Consider the following 15,032-nt stretch of genomic DNA (forward strand, 5'->3'; position numbering starts at 1 on the left):
CGAGTAAACGGTGAGTCGTTTTATTCGAAACAGCGTTATTGGATGGAGCTAAGAGGACTCTCTTCCTCAAGGTGGTCAGTATGATAGGCGCGTTGCTGGTGCCCATATTCCCAGCTATGGTGCTGATTTTTATCATCACCACCCCTGATTAAACGGTGGCTCTAGGAGAAACACAATGACGATGGATAAAGCCGCAAGCGATGCGCCTCAGGAGTCTTCAGCCAGGGCAGAGCTGGATCTCAACCAATTTTTACCCTATCAGCTTAACCGCTTAGCTGACCGCATCAGTCAGGCGTTAGAGAAGCTATATGCCGAGTCTTATGAGCTCAACATTGCCCAGTGGCGTGTACTTGCGTGGCTTAGCCACTGTGATGATTTAACCGCTAAGAAGGTGTGTGCCTACACCAACATGGATAAGGCGCGCGTGTCTCGGGCTATTCAGTCGCTGGAAGAACGTGGACTGATAAGCCGCATGCCATCCCAGCAAGACCAGCGACTGCATGACTTACATCTGACAGATGCAGGGCAAGAGCTGCTTAATAAGTTAGTACCTGAAGCTCAGGCGTGGGAAGCCGATCTGGTATCGACCCTAAGCGTTGGCGAATATCGTGACTTGCTCAATACCATGCGCAAGCTTGAGCGCCAGTTGGAGAGAATTGGTTAAAAGCGAGACACAGGAAAGACCAGCCAAGATAGTAGAAAGTGCCCATATTCCGTCAGAGGCGTGTCATTGATATCAATAATGATGTGATTTTTGTAACAAAACATGGGCTCTAAATGATCTTCTAATAGCCGTTGGTAATGACTTAGGAAGGCGGCCATTTTTTATATAACTATTTGTAAATTAATAATTATATCAAGATTAATACTTAAGTATTAACATCTATTAGTCGATGGGTCGTTGCATGATCCACGTATCTGCAGGCATTGTGATAAATAACGTGATTCACTAGATTTGTAAAAGATAAAAATAAAGTATCATGTTTTGCGCTTCCACTTCGTGACGACCAGAGGAAAGAAAAGTGAATAAAACAACAAACCTGATGATTGGCGCTATCGCCGCTGCAACGCTGAGCACCACCGCCTTGGCGCAAACGACCATCACCGTGAGTACCTGGGCGGGCCCTAATCACGGCATCAACACCATTGTATGGCCTACGTGGAAAGCGTGGATTGAAGAGGCAACAGAAGGTCGCGTAACCGTAGACGTGATACATGATATGGGACCCCCAGCGTCACAAATGGAGATGGTCGCCGATGGTATCGCTGATGCTACCTGGGTTTTTCACGGCTATAACACTGGCCGCTTTCAGTTAACCAAGCTGCCGGAGTTTCCTACCTTTCAAGAGTTCTCATCAGAAAATGCCTCCAGTGCCTATTGGCACACGCACCAAGAGTACCTGGCAGCCGCTGGTGAACATCGTGGTGTAGATGTTGTTGCTGCCGGTGTCCACGGGCCTGGCTGGATCTTCAGCAGCGAGCAGTATGAAACCTTAGAAGACCTTAAAGGTAAGCGCATTCGGGTTGGCGGTGGCGTGATGGGCGATCTCTCCAATGCCCTAGAGCTAACCGGTGTCGCATTGCCGCCCACAGGCGTTTATGAAGCAGGTTCTCAGGGCGTCATCGATGGGGCCATGCTTGTTCCTGAAGGGCTGCGCAGCTTCCGTGTCGCAGAGATTTTCCCCTACACCCTCACGGTAGACGGCGGTTTCTACCGCGGCAGCTTCACTATCGTCGTCAACCCGATGATCTGGGATGAAATGTCGCCCGAAGATCGTGAAGCCGTTGAATCCGTCTCTGGTGAGCGCTTGTCGCGTCTGTTCGGTTACATGATGGATGTCGTGGATGTCCGGGGCGTCGACTTTGCCGAAGAGCTTGGCCATACCTTTACCAAACTCGGTGACGAAGATCTCAATACGCTGAAAAGCATGAGTGACAGCATGATTGCTGAGTGGGCTGAGTCTGTTTCAGAGAACCGTAACGTGGATGCGATGGCCGCTATCGAGTTCTATCGTGAGCAACTCGTTGCTGCAGCGGAAGAAGAGAGCGTTAGCAGTCTAGTGCCAGACGAATTAGTACCAGACGACGCAAAGTAAATCCCCACTGGCGCTAGATGGAGAGTGACCATGCAAACCCAAATGGCACGTGCTACGCGCGTTAGTCGGGTTCTGCAGCTGACATTAGAGGGGGTGGCTGGCGCTACCCTCTTTGGCATGATGCTGTTGACCACTGCTGACGTAGGCGGCCGCTACTTTTTTAATTCCCCCATTCTAGGGGCTGTTGAATTAACCCAGCTAATGCTGGCGGCATTGGTATTTCTCTCGCTGCCAGTCGTTTGCTGGCGTCAAGAGCATGTCAGTGTTGATCTGCTCGATGCGGTATTTCCTGCAAAACTTATCTGGCTACGTGAAGTGATCGTTAACCTGATAGTGACGGCAGCTTTGTGGTTGATGGCGCAGCGTGTATGGGCGCTGGCAGAGCGTGCCTTCTCATGGGGAGATGTGACGGAGTTTCTGCGCATACCGCGGGGCTACCTGATCGGACTGATCGCTATCATGCTCGCGCTTTCAGCACTACTGACCCTTATACGAGCCGGTTTCTATTTGCTTGAGGGGCTTAAGGTAATCGAAAAAGGTGGCCCATTGAGTATAGGAGAGCCCCATGACTGAAGCGTTGTACGGTTTCGCAGTATTGTTAATACTTGTGTTCCTGCGTGTGCCACTGGCGTTCGCGATGGGGATCGTTGGTTTCGCCGGGTTCTATCTATTAACGGGTAACTGGAATGCTGCTGAAGCAATGGCGGCGCGCCGGGTAGTAGACACCGCCATGGATTATGGCCTGTCGGTGATTCCATTATTCATTCTAATGGGTAACTTTGTTTCTCATGCAGGCCTGTCCGATGCCTTGTTTCGAGCATCAAATGGTTTTCTAGGTCACCGTAAGGGTGGTCAGGCAATGGCGACAATTGTCGCTTGCGGTGGTTTTAGCGCGATATGCGGATCGAGCTTAGCGACGTGTGCCACCATGGGCCGAGTCGCCATGCCGCAAATGCGCAAATATGGCTATAAGGATTCACTGGCTGCCGCTTCCATCGCGGCGGGTGGCACCTTGGGTATCTTGATACCACCCAGCGTCATGCTGGTGATTTATGGGATCCTGACCGAAACCAGTATCCGCGAGCTTTTTGCCGCTGGCTTTATCCCCGGCATTCTTGGCATCTTTCTTTATATTGGTGCCATCAAGTGGGTGCTTTGGCGTGACCCCACCGCTGGCCCTGCGGCAGAGAAAGTGCCATGGCCAGAACGGATCAAGGCGCTAAAAAGCGTAGGCAGTACGCTAGCACTGTTTGTACTGGTGATTGGCGGTATTTACCTCGGGGTGTTTACGCCCACTGAGGCGGCCGGTATCGGTGCAATGGGCGCTTTCTTAATCGCGCTAATGCGTCGGGCACTGACCCCACAAGTGTTAATGAACGTGTTAATGGACACCGTGCGCACCACCGCGATGCTGTTTGCCGTGGTACTAACGGCGCTGATTTTCGCCAACTTCATCAACCGTGCGGGGCTGCCTGGCGACCTGCTAGCACTGGTTAATGGCCTGAATGTTGCGCCTTTTGTGGTCATCCTGGTGATTATCGCGATCTATGTCGTACTGGGCTGCGTGTTTGAAAGTATGTCGATGCTGCTGCTCACCGTACCGGTATTTTTCCCGGTAGTGGCGGGGTTAGGTTACGACTTGGTGTGGTTTGGCATTCTGGTCGTTATCGTTATCGAGATTAGCCTGATAACACCTCCCGTGGGTATGAACGTGTTCGTATTGCGAGCCGTATTGCCGGACGTATCCACAGGCACAATCTTCCGTGGCGTCACCCCTTTCTGGGTTGCGGGTACCATACGTGCGTTGTTGGTGCTTATCTTCCCCGCCATCGTGCTGTTCCTACCACGACTGCTGTATTAAAACGGTTTTATTAACTTTCGTACGATACAAAAAGATGACAGGGCGTTTGCCCTGTCATTTTTTTTGCCTTGCTTTTATGTCTGGCTATTAGGCTGAGCCGTTACTGCCGCTTCGCGACCAGCGTTAGAATGTCATAGCTTGCGACCAGCTCATCATGTTGATTGGTCACCGCGACGTCCCACATCACCACGCCTTGCGGGTGTCCGTCGGGAGAAGTTCGTCCCTGATCAATCTTGCGCTTACAGGTGAGGCGAGCGCGGATAGTGTCGCCAACCAGCACCGGTGTAATAAAGCGCAGTGTATCCAAGCCGTAGTTAGCTAGTACCGGGCCTTCACCTGGGTAAACGAACAAGCCAGCGGCTGCCGACAGTACAAAGTAGCCGTGGGCAATGCGTTGGCCAAATTGGGTCTCTTTCGCGGCAATATCGTCGAAGTGCATATAAAAGTGGTCGCCGGAAAGGCAGCCAAAATTGACGATATCGGCTTCAGTGACGGTGCGGCGGTGGGTTAACAGTGACTCGCCAACCTGCAGGTCGTCGAAATGGCGGCGGAACGGGTGGATATCGTTCTCGATCACCTTCGCGCCACGCACATACTCCCCTGTGACGGCCGCGAGCATGGTCGGAGAGCCCTGAATGGCGGTGCGTTGTAGGTAATGGTGAACAGCACGAATACCGCCGAGCTCTTCGCCGCCGCCTGCGCGGCCGGGGCCGCCATGCTTGAGCATCGGTAGCGGAGAGCCGTGACCAGTGGACTCCTTGGCTGCCTGGGCATCCAGAATCTGCAAGCGGCCATGCTGGGCGGCCAGCACGGGGATCATTTTAGCAGCAATGGCGGGGTCTTTGGTGGTCAGCGTGGTTACTAGGCTGCCCTTGCCTTTGGCGGCGATGGTTAAAGCTTCGTCGATGCCGTTGTAGGGCATTAGCGTCGCGACGGGACCGAAAGCTTCGATGTCGTGCGCACCACCGTCGTTCAGTGGGTTGCGGTTGATCAGTAAGTGAGGAGAGATGAACGCGCCGTTTTCCACCTCCTGGCCGACAGGTTTGAAGCTGCCGTCTCTGCCAAAGACGCACTCACTAGTTTCCAGCAGCTGTTCGATCGCATGATTCACGTCTCTCAACTGGTCACGGGAAGAGAGTGCGCCCATGCGCACGCCTTCTTGATGAGGATCACCGACGACGATGTTGGCAAGGCGCGCCGTGATTGTGTCTGCCAATGCATCGAGATGCTCGGCAGGCACTAAAATTCGGCGGATCGCGGTGCATTTCTGGCCTGACTTGGCGGTCATCTCCTTGACCACTTCTTTGGCAAAAATCTCGAACTCTTCGTCTTCAGGACTTACATCTGGCGCCATAATGGCGCTGTTGAGCGAGTCCGCCTCGGCGTTAAACGGAATGCTCTTGGCCATGATGTTAGGGTGGCTTTTCAGCATTAGGGCAGTGCTTGCCGAGCCGGTAAAGGTGACAAAGTCCTGCTCTTCCAGGTGGTCGAGTAGGTCACCGGCTCCACCGATCACTAGTTGCAGCGCACCTTCCGGCAGCAGGCCAGAATCGTTGATGACGCGTACGGCTGCTTCGGTTAAGTAGCTCGTCGCCGTTGCCGGTTTGAAGATACACGGCATGCCTGCCAGAAAGGCGGGCGCGAACTTCTCCAACATACCCCAGATAGGGAAGTTGAACGCATTAATATGCACCGAGACGCCGCGGCGGGGTACCAGAATGTGGGTGCCGTTGAAGTGGTTCTCTTTGCCTAATTGGGTCACTGGGCCTTCGTGGGCCACATTGCCTGAGGGCAGTTCCTTGCGGCCCGTGGAAGCGTAGGTAAACAGGGTGCCGAAACCGCCGTCGATGTCGATCCAGGAGTCGGCCTTGGTGCAGCCGGTGTGGTGAGAGATGGCATAGAGCTCACGCTTACGCTCTTGGATATAGGCGGCCAGCGCCTTAAGAATGGCGGCCCGCTGCTGAAAATCCAGCGCCAGAATGTTCTTCACGCCGGTGTTGCGGGCGTACGCCACCGCTTCGCGGAAATTGATCTCTTCTTGGTGAGTATGCGCAACGGTGGTGCCGTTGATGGCGCTGATAAGGGCTTTGGACTCGGTTTGTCCGAGCCACTGGCCTGCGATGTAACTTTGCAAAACTGGCATTGCGTGTTCTCCCGTACAACATAAACAAAGCCGACGCAGTCGCCGGCTTGGAAGTAGGTGGACTAGGGGTTATACCTCGTCAAAATCGAGCACCACTTTGTCACTGATCGGATAGCACTGGCAGGACAGTACGTAGCCGGCATCTATTTCGTAATCTTCCAAGGCGTAATTGGCGTCCATTTCCACCTCACCTTCGATGACTTTTGATTTGCAGGTGGAACACACGCCCGCCTTGCATGAGAACGGCAGGTCGGCGCCGTGCTCGTTACCCGCGTCCAAAATGTTTTGGGTATTGCGGGACAGGTTATATTCGATGGTGCGGCCGTCGATAATCACCTTGATATGCGAAGTTTCAGCCTCAAGTTGACCAGCTCTGGCTGCCTGGCGGCGCTTGGCGCCCGCTGTCGGCAGCCCAGTGGTGAACAGCTCGAAGTGCACCTTCTCCTTTGGCATTCCATGTTGAGTCAGGACATCACGCACGATCTCGGTCATCTCTTGCGGGCCACAGATAAACGCAGCATCGAGCTTGGGTACGTCTACCCAACGGTCAAACAGGGCATTGCACTTATCGGCATCGATACGACCATTGTAAAGATCGATTTCCTGCTGCTCGCGGCTGAACACGTAAATGATATTAAGGCGTTCGAGATAACGATCCTTGAGATCCTGCAGACGTTCGCGAAACAGCGTGCCCGTGGTAGAGCGGTTGCCATAAATCACGGTAAAACGACTTTTCGGCTCGCTTTCCAACGTAGTGGAAACAATCGACATGATGGGGGTGACGCCACTGCCTGCGGTCACCGCCAGATAGTGCCCTTCACGACTGGGGTCGAGAGGCACGAAGAACTTGCCCTGTGGTGGCATCACTTCCAATTGCTCCCCAGGCTGCAATTGCTGGTTGGCAAAGGTGGAGAAGCTACCACCTGGGACTAGCTTGACGGCGACTCTTAGCTCGTGTTCGTGGACGCCGGTGCAGATTGAATATGAGCGGCGGACATCCTCACCTTCGATGTCGCGGCGCAGTGTCAGGTACTGGCCTTGGGTAAAGCGAAAGGCGTCCAGCAGATCGTCGGGAATATCGAAAGCAATGGAAACGGCATCATGGGTTTCCTTGCGTACATCCTTGACGGTCAAGGCGTGAAATCGGCTCATGGGAAATGGTCTCGTCGTTTTACAGACACTTGAAATAGTCGAAAGGCTCCAGGCAATCGCGGCAGCGGTAGAGCGCCTTGCAAGCCGTAGAGCCGAATTCGCTGACGCGTTCGGTTGTGTTGCTGCCACATAAAGGGCAGGGCACTACCGGGTCAGACTGGCCCGTCAGGCTGCGTTTGCTAGCACTTCCCACCGGCGGCGCGATGCCGTAAGCGCGCAATTTTTCACGCCCGGTGTCGGTCAACCAATCGGTGGTCCAGGCAGGTGAAAGGCGGCGCTGAATCAGCGGGTCTGAGTAACCAGCGGCCACCAACGCTTCATGAATATGCTGTTCGATAACTTCCGTCGCCGGGCAGCCGGAGTAGGTGGGGGTCACATTGACCGCCAGCCGATCGTCCACCCAGTCGATATCGCGCACAATTCCCAGTTCAACCACGCTGACCACCGGCACTTCTGGGTCTGGCACTTGCTCTAAAACTGCCAGCACGGCGTCGATATCGCCTTTTTCACCGGCGGGTGGCAGCCCGCGACGGTCGCTGCCGATCAAGTCACTTGAAGGCCAGTTATCGGTAGGCCTGTTATCGATAGGTCTGTTATCGATAGGTCTGTTATCGATAGGTCCATCAATGACAGGCGCAGGCGGTGGGTTACCAGACGGTCGCATCGGGATATGCCCTCGGCAGGTATTGCATTTCCGCCAACAGAAAGCCCAGGTGCTCGGTGTGATGTCCGACTTTGCCGCCGGTATACATCCAGGCGTCGTAGGAAGGCCGCTCCAGCGTGGCTTCCTCAAGCACCTCTTCCACCGTTGCTTTCCAGCGAGCGGCAATGGTCTCAGGATCAGGCGCGATGCCGGCCTCTATCATGGCCTGATCAATCTCGTCGACCTGCAAGAGCTCGCCGGTGAACTGCCAAAGGTTGTCGAGCGCGCGCTGCATACGCGTGTGGCTTTCTTCGGTGCCATCGCCCAGGCGAATCACCCATTCAGAGGAGCGGCGAAGGTGGTACGTTGCTTCTTTAAGCGATTTAGCAGCCACTTCGGCAATTCGCGGGTCGCTGGACCCAGCCAAGCCATCAAGTAGATGAACGTGCCAAGCATCGAACAGGAACTGACGTCCTATGGTGTCTGCAAAGTCACCGTTGGGCTGCTCGGTGATCAACAGATTACGAAAGTCCTGGGCATCGCGGCGAAAGGCCAGATGATCGGCATCGATATTGTCAGTTACCAGGTCAGCAACCATCAGTTCAGCCGCATAGCCAAGCCAGTTGCGTGCCTGTCCGAAGAGGTCGAGCCCTACATTCATTAAGGCCAGCTCTTCTTCCAACGCTGGAGCTTTGCCACACAGCTGTGCGTGCCGCTGGCCAAGCACCAAGGCGTTGTCGCCAAGGCGTAGCAGGTAATCGGTCAGCGGTGCTTGTGTTTTTTGAGCCATGTTTTTCAGAGCAGTGTTTTTCAGAGCCATGTTTTGCATCACAGCCTCCCTTACATGTGGCCGACTTCTTTCGGCAGTTTGTAGAAGGATGCGTGGCGATAGACCTTATCGTTAGACGGGTCAAACAGCGGCTCTTTCTCATCAGGAGAAGACGCAGTGATTTCGCTGGCCGGAACCACCCAGATGCTCACTCCTTCATTACGACGGGTGTAAAGCTCGCGGGCATTTTCGATTGCCATGCTGCGATCAGCGGCGTGTACGCTGCCGACGTGCTTGTGGTTAAGGCCGTGCTTGCTGCGTATAAAAACTTCGAAGAGGGGCCAGTCAGCCATGAGAGATGCCTCAGTGGTCATAGGAGTCTCGCGAGACTCCCTATTGTTCTAAAAAATAGTGTTTTAAAAGTCGGGTTTTAAAAATAAGACGTTGCCAGCTTAGGCTGCTCGGTGTTGACGCTTGGCGGCATAAGCCACGGCGGCTTCACGCACCCAGGCACCGTTATCAATGGCGCTACGACGTGCTTCAATGCGCTCGCGGTTGCAGGGGCCGTTGCCTTTCACGACGTCGAAAAATTCCTGCCAGTCGATTTCACCGAACTCGTAGTGGCCGGTCTCTTGGTTATATTTGAGATCCGGGTCGGGAGCGGTGCAGCCCAGCAGCTCCAGCTGCGGTACGGTTTGGTCGAGGAAGCGCTGGCGCAACTCATCGTTGCTGTGGCGTTTGATCTTCCAGGCCATCGACTGAGCACTGTTGGGTGAGTTTTCGTCGGATGGCCCGAACATCATTAGCGATGGCCACCAGAAACGGTTGATGGAGTCCTGCACCATGGCTTTCTGGTCGTCAGTGCCCTCTTGCATCATGGTCAACAGAATTTGATAACCCTGGCGCTGATGGAAGCTCTCTTCCTTGCACACGCGAATCATGGCGCGCGCGTAGGGGCCGTAAGAGGTGCGCTGTAGCGGTACCTGATTGACGATGGCTGCGCCGTCGACCAGCCAGCCGATGGTGCCCATGTCAGCCCAGTTTAGCGTTGGGTAGTTGAAGATACTGGAGTACTTGGCGCGGCCATCGTGAAGCTTGTCGATCTCTTCGTCGCGGTCGGCACCCAGAGTTTCCATGGCGCTATAGAGGTACAGGCCATGACCCGCCTCATCCTGAATCTTGGCCATTAGCTGCAGCTTGCGCTTAAGGGTCGGCGCACGTGTCAGCCAGTTACCTTCCGGCAGCATACCGACGATCTCGGAGTGTGCGTGTTGCGAGATCTGACGGATCAACGTCTTGCGATAGGCGTCCGGCATCCAATTCTTAGGTTCTATTTTGATTTCATCATTGATGCGCTCCTGGAACTGGCGTTCCTCAGGACCCATCTCATCAAGCGTTTTAAGTTTTTTAGAACCGGTTTCAACGAGCTGCGCGTACATAGAGACCTCCGCGGCGTCGGACTATCAGGGGGTTGACTTATCTTGCTTAAAGTATAGTGATACAAAATATTTTATCAATAACTATTTTTGTGTGTCGCTTTAAGACTTTATGATTACGGATAAAGCCAGTGTGGTTGGTTTGTAAAGGAAAATGGGGGTAAATTAAGTGATTCTTAATGTTCTATCTTTTTTCATCAAAGCTGGCTGTTTGGGAATAAAAAAGCCCTTGCAAGGGTGCCTGCAAGGGCGTCGTTCTAACGTCTCAGTGTATGGCTAAACCAACCGATTAAGGCGCTAAGGAGTGAATCAGCGAAGGTCCTTGACGCGTCTGGCCTTACCCAGCGAACGCATCACGCTCTCTACCTGACACACTTCAACCTGGGTGCTAATGCCAATGTACGTCTTAATGGCATGCTGAAGCTGTTTTGCTGCTTGCTCACAGGCTACTGGATCGCGGGCGATGTCATGATGGCTCGCCTCGACCCGCACAAGCACCATATCCATATTGCCTTGGCGGCTGACTTCGATCTCGTAGTGGGGCGAAAGCGTCGCAATCTTGAGCAGTTGCTCTTCGATCTGAGTGGGGAACACATTCACGCCGCGGATGATCAGCATGTCGTCGCTGCGACCAGTGATTTTGTCGATGCGGCGCATGGGGCGGGCGGTGCCCGGCAGTAAGCGGGTCAGGTCGCGGGTGCGGTAGCGAATCACCGGCAGGCCTTCTTTGGTTAGGGTGGTGAACACCAACTCGCCGTATTCGCCGTCTGGCAGGACGTCACCGCTGATTGGGTCGATGATCTCGGGGTAGAAATGATCTTCCCAGATGGTCGGGCCATCTTTAGTTTCCAGGCACTCCATGCCCACGCCGGGCCCCATTACTTCAGAGAGGCCGTAAATATCGAGGGCGTCAATGCCCAGGCGCTGCTCTAAGGCCGTGCGCATGCTATCGGTCCAGGGTTCGGCACCGAAAATGCCAGTGCGCAGGGGCAGTGTGCGCGGGTCGATCCCTTGTCGCTCCATCTCGTCTGCGATGTTGAGCATATACGAGGGGGTGACCATGATGATGTCCGGCTGGAAATCACGAATTAACTGAACCTGTTTCTCAGTCTGGCCGCCCGACATGGGGATGACCGCGCAGCCCAGGCGCTCGGCACCGTAATGCGCGCCCAGTCCGCCGGTGAACAGGCCGTAGCCATACGCCACATGTACTTTGTCGTTGCGGCTGCCGCCAGCGGCACGGATCGAGCGCGCCACCACATCGGACCACACATCAATGTCCTTCTGGGTGTAGCCCACCACCGTCGGTTGTCCGGTGGTGCCGCTGGAGGCATGGATGCGAACGATCTCGCTCATCGGGGTGGCCAACATGCCAAATGGGTAGTTGTCGCGCAAATCAGCCTTGGTGGTGAACGGCAGTTTGGCGAGATCTGCCAGCGTCTGAATATCGCCGGGATGTACCCCAGCCTTGTCAAAAGACTGACGGTAGAACGGCACATTGTCGTAAGCGTGCTTCAGACTCCACTTCAGGCGCTTGACCTGAGTGGCGCGCAGCTCGTCGACGCTGGCGGTTTCCAAGGGGTCGAGAGTCGCAGTGTCGATACGCGTAGCGGGCTGATTCATCAGGGTCTCCGGTCAAGCAAATTGTTATTGGGCTAACGTTTTATGAGTGAGCCATGGTTAGGGTAACGATTTGATTAATGGTTTGAATAATGGGCCTATAAGCGCTCGATGATCAGAGCAATGCCCTGTCCGACACCGATACACATGGTGCATAGTGCAAAGCGTCCTTGCCGACGTTCGAGCTCATGCAGTGCCGTGGTGACCAACCGAGCGCCGCTCATACCCAGCGGATGTCCGAGTGCAATGGCGCCCCCATTGGGATTAACATGTTCGGCATCATCGCTAAGGCCCAAGTCGCGCATGACTGCCAACGCCTGAGCAGCAAAGGCTTCATTGAGTTCGATCACGTCCATTTGGTCGAGGGTAAGCCCGGTCTGGGCAAGCACCTTGCGAGTGGCGGGAGAGGGGCCGAACCCCATAATGCGCGGTTCCACACCAGCGGTGGCCATACCCACCACACGAGCGCGTGGCGTGAGGCTGAAACGTTCAGCCTGCTCGGCAGATGCCAACAGCAGCGCACAGGCGCCATCGTTAACCCCCGATGCATTACCTGCTGTTACGCTGCCGCCTTCGCGGAAAGGCGTGGGTAGCTTGGCAAGCTGCTCGGCGGTTGTGGTAGCGCGCGGGTGCTCATCGGTATCCACCACCAGCGGGTCTTGTTTGCGGCGGGGGATTTCGACCGGAACAATCTCTTCGGCCAAGCGGCCAGCCTCGATAGCGGCGGCGGTACGCTGCTGGCTGCGCAGGGCGAAGGCGTCCTGGTCTTCCCGGGAAATGCCAAATTGTTCAGCCACGTTTTCAGCGGTTTCGGGCATTGAGTCCACGCCAAACTGAGCTTTCATGGCGCGATTGATAAAGCGCCAGCCGATGGTGGTGTCGAAAATATCGGCTTGGCGTGAGAAGGCTTGTTCGGCCTTGCCCATCACGAAGGGTGCCCGGGACATCGACTCCACCCCTCCGGCGATCATCAACCCTGCTTCGCCGGTCTTAATTGTGCGGGCGGCATTGCCTATTGCATCCATACCAGACCCGCAAAGCCGGTTAATGGTGGTGCCGGGCACCTCGGCCGGCAGCCCGGCCAGCAGCGCGGACATGCGCGCCACGTTACGGTTATCTTCACCCGCCTGGTTGGCGCAGCCGTAAAAGATATCGTCAATCAGCGACCAATCGACACCTGGGTTGCGTTCCCTCAGGGTGCGCATGGGAATGGCCCCCAGGTCATCGGCACGCATACCCGAAAGCGCGCCGCCGTAGCGACCTATTGGGGTGCGAATGGCATCAATAATCAGCGCGTCTTTCATCGGTTATCTCCAGCAGCAGTATTTTCTGCGTCAGTGTCTTCCAAGCGGCGTACGCTGCCGCGAATTTTGTAGGAACGCCCGCGGAACAAGGCAACGGTATCGCCGTGCTGATTGCGCAGCGTGATGTCATAAATGCCGGTGCGCCCACGGCGGCTGCGCTCTTCGGCGGTGGCGGTCAGTTCGTCACCTAGCTGGCCAGGGCCGAGATAGTCGATGCTGCAGCCTGAGGCTACCGTGGCCTCATCGTAGCTGTTGCAGGCAAACGCAAAGGCGGAATCGGCCAGGGCAAACAGAAACCCGCCATGGCAGTTGCCGTGACCCTGCACCATATCCTGGCGCACGGTCATGGTCAGTTCTGCAAAGCCGGGGGCGACACGGGTAATGCGCATGCCCAACCCTTGGCTGGCATGGTCACGGGCAAACATTGCCTCGGCACAGGCTTCCGCCAGTTGCTGTGGGGTCAGTTGGGAATCACTCATGAAAGCTTTCCTCGCTCAGGGCGTTGCGACGCAGCAGGAACGAGCTGCGATAACGCTCTTCGCCGTAACTCTGCTGTAGATGCGTAAGGGTGCGGTGAACGAAGGGCAGACCCAGTGAGTCTGCCCAGGCCAAGGGGCCGCGGGGATAGTTGACGCCAGCCTGCATGGCCAGGTCGCCATCCTTGGCACTGCAGACACCCTGAAGTACGGCATCGGCAGCTTCATTGGCGAGCATGGCTACGGTGCGCAGTACCACCAGTCCCGGGGTGTCGGTTAGCCAGGCCACGTCCATTCCCATGTGCTGGAAGAATGCCGTTGCTAGTTGGCGGGCCTCGGGCGATGCCGTGTGACTGGCAGCAAGCGCGATGGCGCTAGCGTTGCGGTAGTCCAGGCATAGATCGAACAGTACCAGAGCATCGAGCCCTTCATTGACCGCACGTTCAGCGGCGCAACGACCGTCGCTGAGGGCCAGTACTAGGTCGCCTAGGTATAGGCGAGGGGAGCCGTCTTGCTGTAGCGATTCACGGTACACCACGTTGAGACCAGCTTTTTGAGCGCGTTCCAGCAGTGGCGCGAGAGTGCTGTTGGCACCCTGTACGACAAGTGCTGGTAGCTCCGTATTTGCTGGTTCGGCAAAGGTAGGCTGTGGCTTAGCAGCGCTTTCAGCGTAGTCAAAGAAGCCCTTGCCAGACTTACGTCCCAGGCGCCCGGCTTCCACCAACGCTTGCTGTACTAAGGAGGGCTCGAAACGGGTATCGCCGTAGTAAGCGTCAAACACCGAGCGGGTCACCGCGTAGTTAACGTCATGACCGATCAGATCCATCAGCTCGAAAGGCCCCATGCGGAACCCACCAGCTTGACGCAGCAATGCATCGATAGTGGCGGCATCGCTGGCACCTTCCTGCAGCAGGCGTAGGCCTTCGGCATAAAATGGCCGTGCCACGCGATTAACAATGAACCCAGGAGTGGAGCTGGCGTGCACCGCGACCTTGCCCCAGGCAACGGCGGTGTCATAAAGGGTGTCGGCAACCTCGGTGGTGGTGGCTAGGCCAGACACCACTTCCACCAGTTTCATGATCGGTGCGGGGTTAAAGAAGTGCAGCCCCGCCATGCGCTCAGGACGCTCAAGATTCGCAGCAATAGAAGTGATCGACAGTGACGAAGTGTTGCTGGCGAGCAAGGTGTCCGGCGAACACAAAGCTTCTAGCTGGGCGAACACCTGACGTTTGATCTCAAGGTTTTCGACAATAGCTTCGATAACCAAATGACTGTCGGCCAAGGCATCGATAGCATCGGCAGGCTGTAGGCGAGCAATAATGTTATCCACGTCCCCTTGGATCATCTTACCCTTGGCAACACGCTTTTCCAGCTGACGGCGAATGTTATCGATGCCTGCTTTGGCGGCACCCGGCTGGTTGTCGTGCAGAATGACCGAGTGGCCAGCCTGGGCGGCAACCTGAGCAATACCGGCGCCCATGGCACCTGCGCCAATCACACCAATAACGGCAGACGTGGGAAGGGCTGGCATA

General features: G+C 55.6%; 14 protein-coding genes. 4 read left to right on the forward strand and 10 right to left on the reverse strand.

The window, feature by feature from the left end:
* Positions 1-175: 175 nt before the first annotated feature.
* The 4 genes from JFC11_RS05045 (at position 176) to JFC11_RS05060 (ending at position 3,957) form a co-directional block, all read left to right on the forward strand.
* Positions 176-664 (forward strand): MarR family winged helix-turn-helix transcriptional regulator, encoded by a 489-nt coding sequence (locus tag JFC11_RS05045; protein WP_038479112.1) that lies wholly within the window; start codon positions 176-178, stop codon positions 662-664.
* Between the two features lie 358 nt (positions 665-1,022).
* Entirely contained in the window at positions 1,023-2,096 is a 1,074-nt protein-coding gene (locus JFC11_RS05050) for a TRAP transporter substrate-binding protein (RefSeq protein WP_038479109.1), read from the forward strand.
* A 30-nt stretch (positions 2,097-2,126) separates the two neighbouring features.
* Positions 2,127-2,669, forward strand: coding sequence for a TRAP transporter small permease (locus JFC11_RS05055; RefSeq protein ID WP_038479106.1), 543 nt, complete (start codon positions 2,127-2,129; stop codon positions 2,667-2,669).
* A complete protein-coding gene (locus JFC11_RS05060) occupies positions 2,662-3,957 on the forward strand; it encodes a TRAP transporter large permease (protein WP_198348879.1) in 1,296 nt (431 codons plus the stop codon). Before JFC11_RS05055 ends, JFC11_RS05060 begins: the two co-directional genes overlap by 8 nt.
* A 100-nt stretch (positions 3,958-4,057) precedes the next feature.
* On the opposite strand, the gene paaZ is transcribed toward JFC11_RS05060, so the two are convergent.
* The 10 genes from paaZ to paaH all read right to left on the reverse strand — a co-directional run bounded on the left by paaZ (position 4,058) and on the right by paaH (position 15,031).
* Entirely contained in the window at positions 4,058-6,100 is a 2,043-nt protein-coding gene (gene paaZ, locus JFC11_RS05065; RefSeq protein WP_198348880.1) for a phenylacetic acid degradation bifunctional protein PaaZ, read from the reverse strand.
* 69 nt (positions 6,101-6,169) lie between these two features.
* Positions 6,170-7,252 (reverse strand): 1,2-phenylacetyl-CoA epoxidase subunit PaaE, encoded by a 1,083-nt coding sequence (gene paaE, locus JFC11_RS05070; protein ID WP_198348881.1) that lies wholly within the window; start codon positions 7,250-7,252, stop codon positions 6,170-6,172.
* Between the two features lie 19 nt (positions 7,253-7,271).
* The gene (paaD, locus tag JFC11_RS05075) at positions 7,272-7,916 is read right to left on the reverse strand and encodes a 1,2-phenylacetyl-CoA epoxidase subunit PaaD (protein WP_232482776.1); all 645 of its coding nucleotides are present in this window, start codon (positions 7,914-7,916) and stop codon (positions 7,272-7,274) included.
* Complete coding sequence (gene paaC / locus JFC11_RS05080) at positions 7,900-8,724, reverse strand: 1,2-phenylacetyl-CoA epoxidase subunit PaaC (protein ID WP_198348882.1); 825 nt, start codon at positions 8,722-8,724, stop codon at positions 7,900-7,902. The genes paaD and paaC overlap by 17 nt, the downstream gene beginning before the upstream one ends.
* Positions 8,725-8,735: 11 nt before the next feature.
* Positions 8,736-9,017 carry a 1,2-phenylacetyl-CoA epoxidase subunit PaaB gene (gene paaB, locus JFC11_RS05085; RefSeq protein WP_009723077.1) on the reverse strand — a complete coding sequence of 94 codons (282 nt, stop codon included), beginning with the start codon at positions 9,015-9,017 and terminating at the stop codon, positions 8,736-8,738.
* A gap of 99 nt (positions 9,018-9,116) precedes the next feature.
* The gene (gene paaA / locus JFC11_RS05090) at positions 9,117-10,103 is read right to left on the reverse strand and encodes a 1,2-phenylacetyl-CoA epoxidase subunit PaaA (RefSeq protein WP_198348883.1); all 987 of its coding nucleotides are present in this window, start codon (positions 10,101-10,103) and stop codon (positions 9,117-9,119) included.
* 306 nt (positions 10,104-10,409) lie between these two features.
* The gene (paaK, locus tag JFC11_RS05095; protein ID WP_198348884.1) at positions 10,410-11,723 is read right to left on the reverse strand and encodes a phenylacetate--CoA ligase PaaK; all 1,314 of its coding nucleotides are present in this window, start codon (positions 11,721-11,723) and stop codon (positions 10,410-10,412) included.
* A 95-nt stretch (positions 11,724-11,818) separates the two neighbouring features.
* On the reverse strand, positions 11,819-13,024 hold the full coding sequence (pcaF, locus tag JFC11_RS05100; RefSeq protein WP_198348885.1) for a 3-oxoadipyl-CoA thiolase: 1,206 nt from the start codon (positions 13,022-13,024) through the stop codon (positions 11,819-11,821).
* Positions 13,021-13,503 (reverse strand): hydroxyphenylacetyl-CoA thioesterase PaaI, encoded by a 483-nt coding sequence (paaI, locus tag JFC11_RS05105; protein ID WP_198348886.1) that lies wholly within the window; start codon positions 13,501-13,503, stop codon positions 13,021-13,023. Before paaI ends, pcaF begins: the two co-directional genes overlap by 4 nt.
* Complete coding sequence (gene paaH, locus JFC11_RS05110) at positions 13,496-15,031, reverse strand: 3-hydroxyacyl-CoA dehydrogenase PaaH (RefSeq protein ID WP_198348887.1); 1,536 nt, start codon at positions 15,029-15,031, stop codon at positions 13,496-13,498. Before paaH ends, paaI begins: the two co-directional genes overlap by 8 nt.
* Between the last annotated feature and the right edge of the window lies 1 nt (position 15,032).

This window comes from Vreelandella alkaliphila, from assembly GCF_016107625.1.
In the GTDB taxonomy this organism is placed as follows: Bacteria; Pseudomonadota; Gammaproteobacteria; order Pseudomonadales; family Halomonadaceae; genus Vreelandella; species Vreelandella alkaliphila.

Excerpts from the sequence above, each read along its gene's own strand:
- paaI (WP_198348886.1), bottom strand. The coding sequence starts at position 13,503 with ATGAGTGATTCCCAACTGACCCCACAGCAACTGGCGGAAGCCTGTGCC.
- paaZ (WP_198348880.1), bottom strand. The coding sequence starts at position 6,100 with ATGCCAGTTTTGCAAAGTTACATCGCAGGCCAGTGGCTCGGACAAACC.
- paaE (WP_198348881.1), bottom strand. The coding sequence starts at position 7,252 with ATGAGCCGATTTCACGCCTTGACCGTCAAGGATGTACGCAAGGAAACC.
- paaD (WP_232482776.1), bottom strand. The coding sequence starts at position 7,916 with ATGCGACCGTCTGGTAACCCACCGCCTGCGCCTGTCATTGATGGACCT.
- paaC (WP_198348882.1), bottom strand. The coding sequence starts at position 8,724 with ATGCAAAACATGGCTCTGAAAAACACTGCTCTGAAAAACATGGCTCAA.
- JFC11_RS05055 (WP_038479106.1), top strand. The coding sequence starts at position 2,127 with ATGCAAACCCAAATGGCACGTGCTACGCGCGTTAGTCGGGTTCTGCAG.
- paaA (WP_198348883.1), bottom strand. The coding sequence starts at position 10,103 with ATGTACGCGCAGCTCGTTGAAACCGGTTCTAAAAAACTTAAAACGCTT.
- pcaF (WP_198348885.1), bottom strand. The coding sequence starts at position 13,024 with ATGAAAGACGCGCTGATTATTGATGCCATTCGCACCCCAATAGGTCGC.
- JFC11_RS05045 (WP_038479112.1), top strand. The coding sequence starts at position 176 with ATGACGATGGATAAAGCCGCAAGCGATGCGCCTCAGGAGTCTTCAGCC.
- paaK (WP_198348884.1), bottom strand. The coding sequence starts at position 11,723 with ATGAATCAGCCCGCTACGCGTATCGACACTGCGACTCTCGACCCCTTG.
- paaH (WP_198348887.1), bottom strand. The coding sequence starts at position 15,031 with ATGCCAGCCCTTCCCACGTCTGCCGTTATTGGTGTGATTGGCGCAGGT.
- paaB (WP_009723077.1), bottom strand. The coding sequence starts at position 9,017 with ATGGCTGACTGGCCCCTCTTCGAAGTTTTTATACGCAGCAAGCACGGC.
- JFC11_RS05060 (WP_198348879.1), top strand. The coding sequence starts at position 2,662 with ATGACTGAAGCGTTGTACGGTTTCGCAGTATTGTTAATACTTGTGTTC.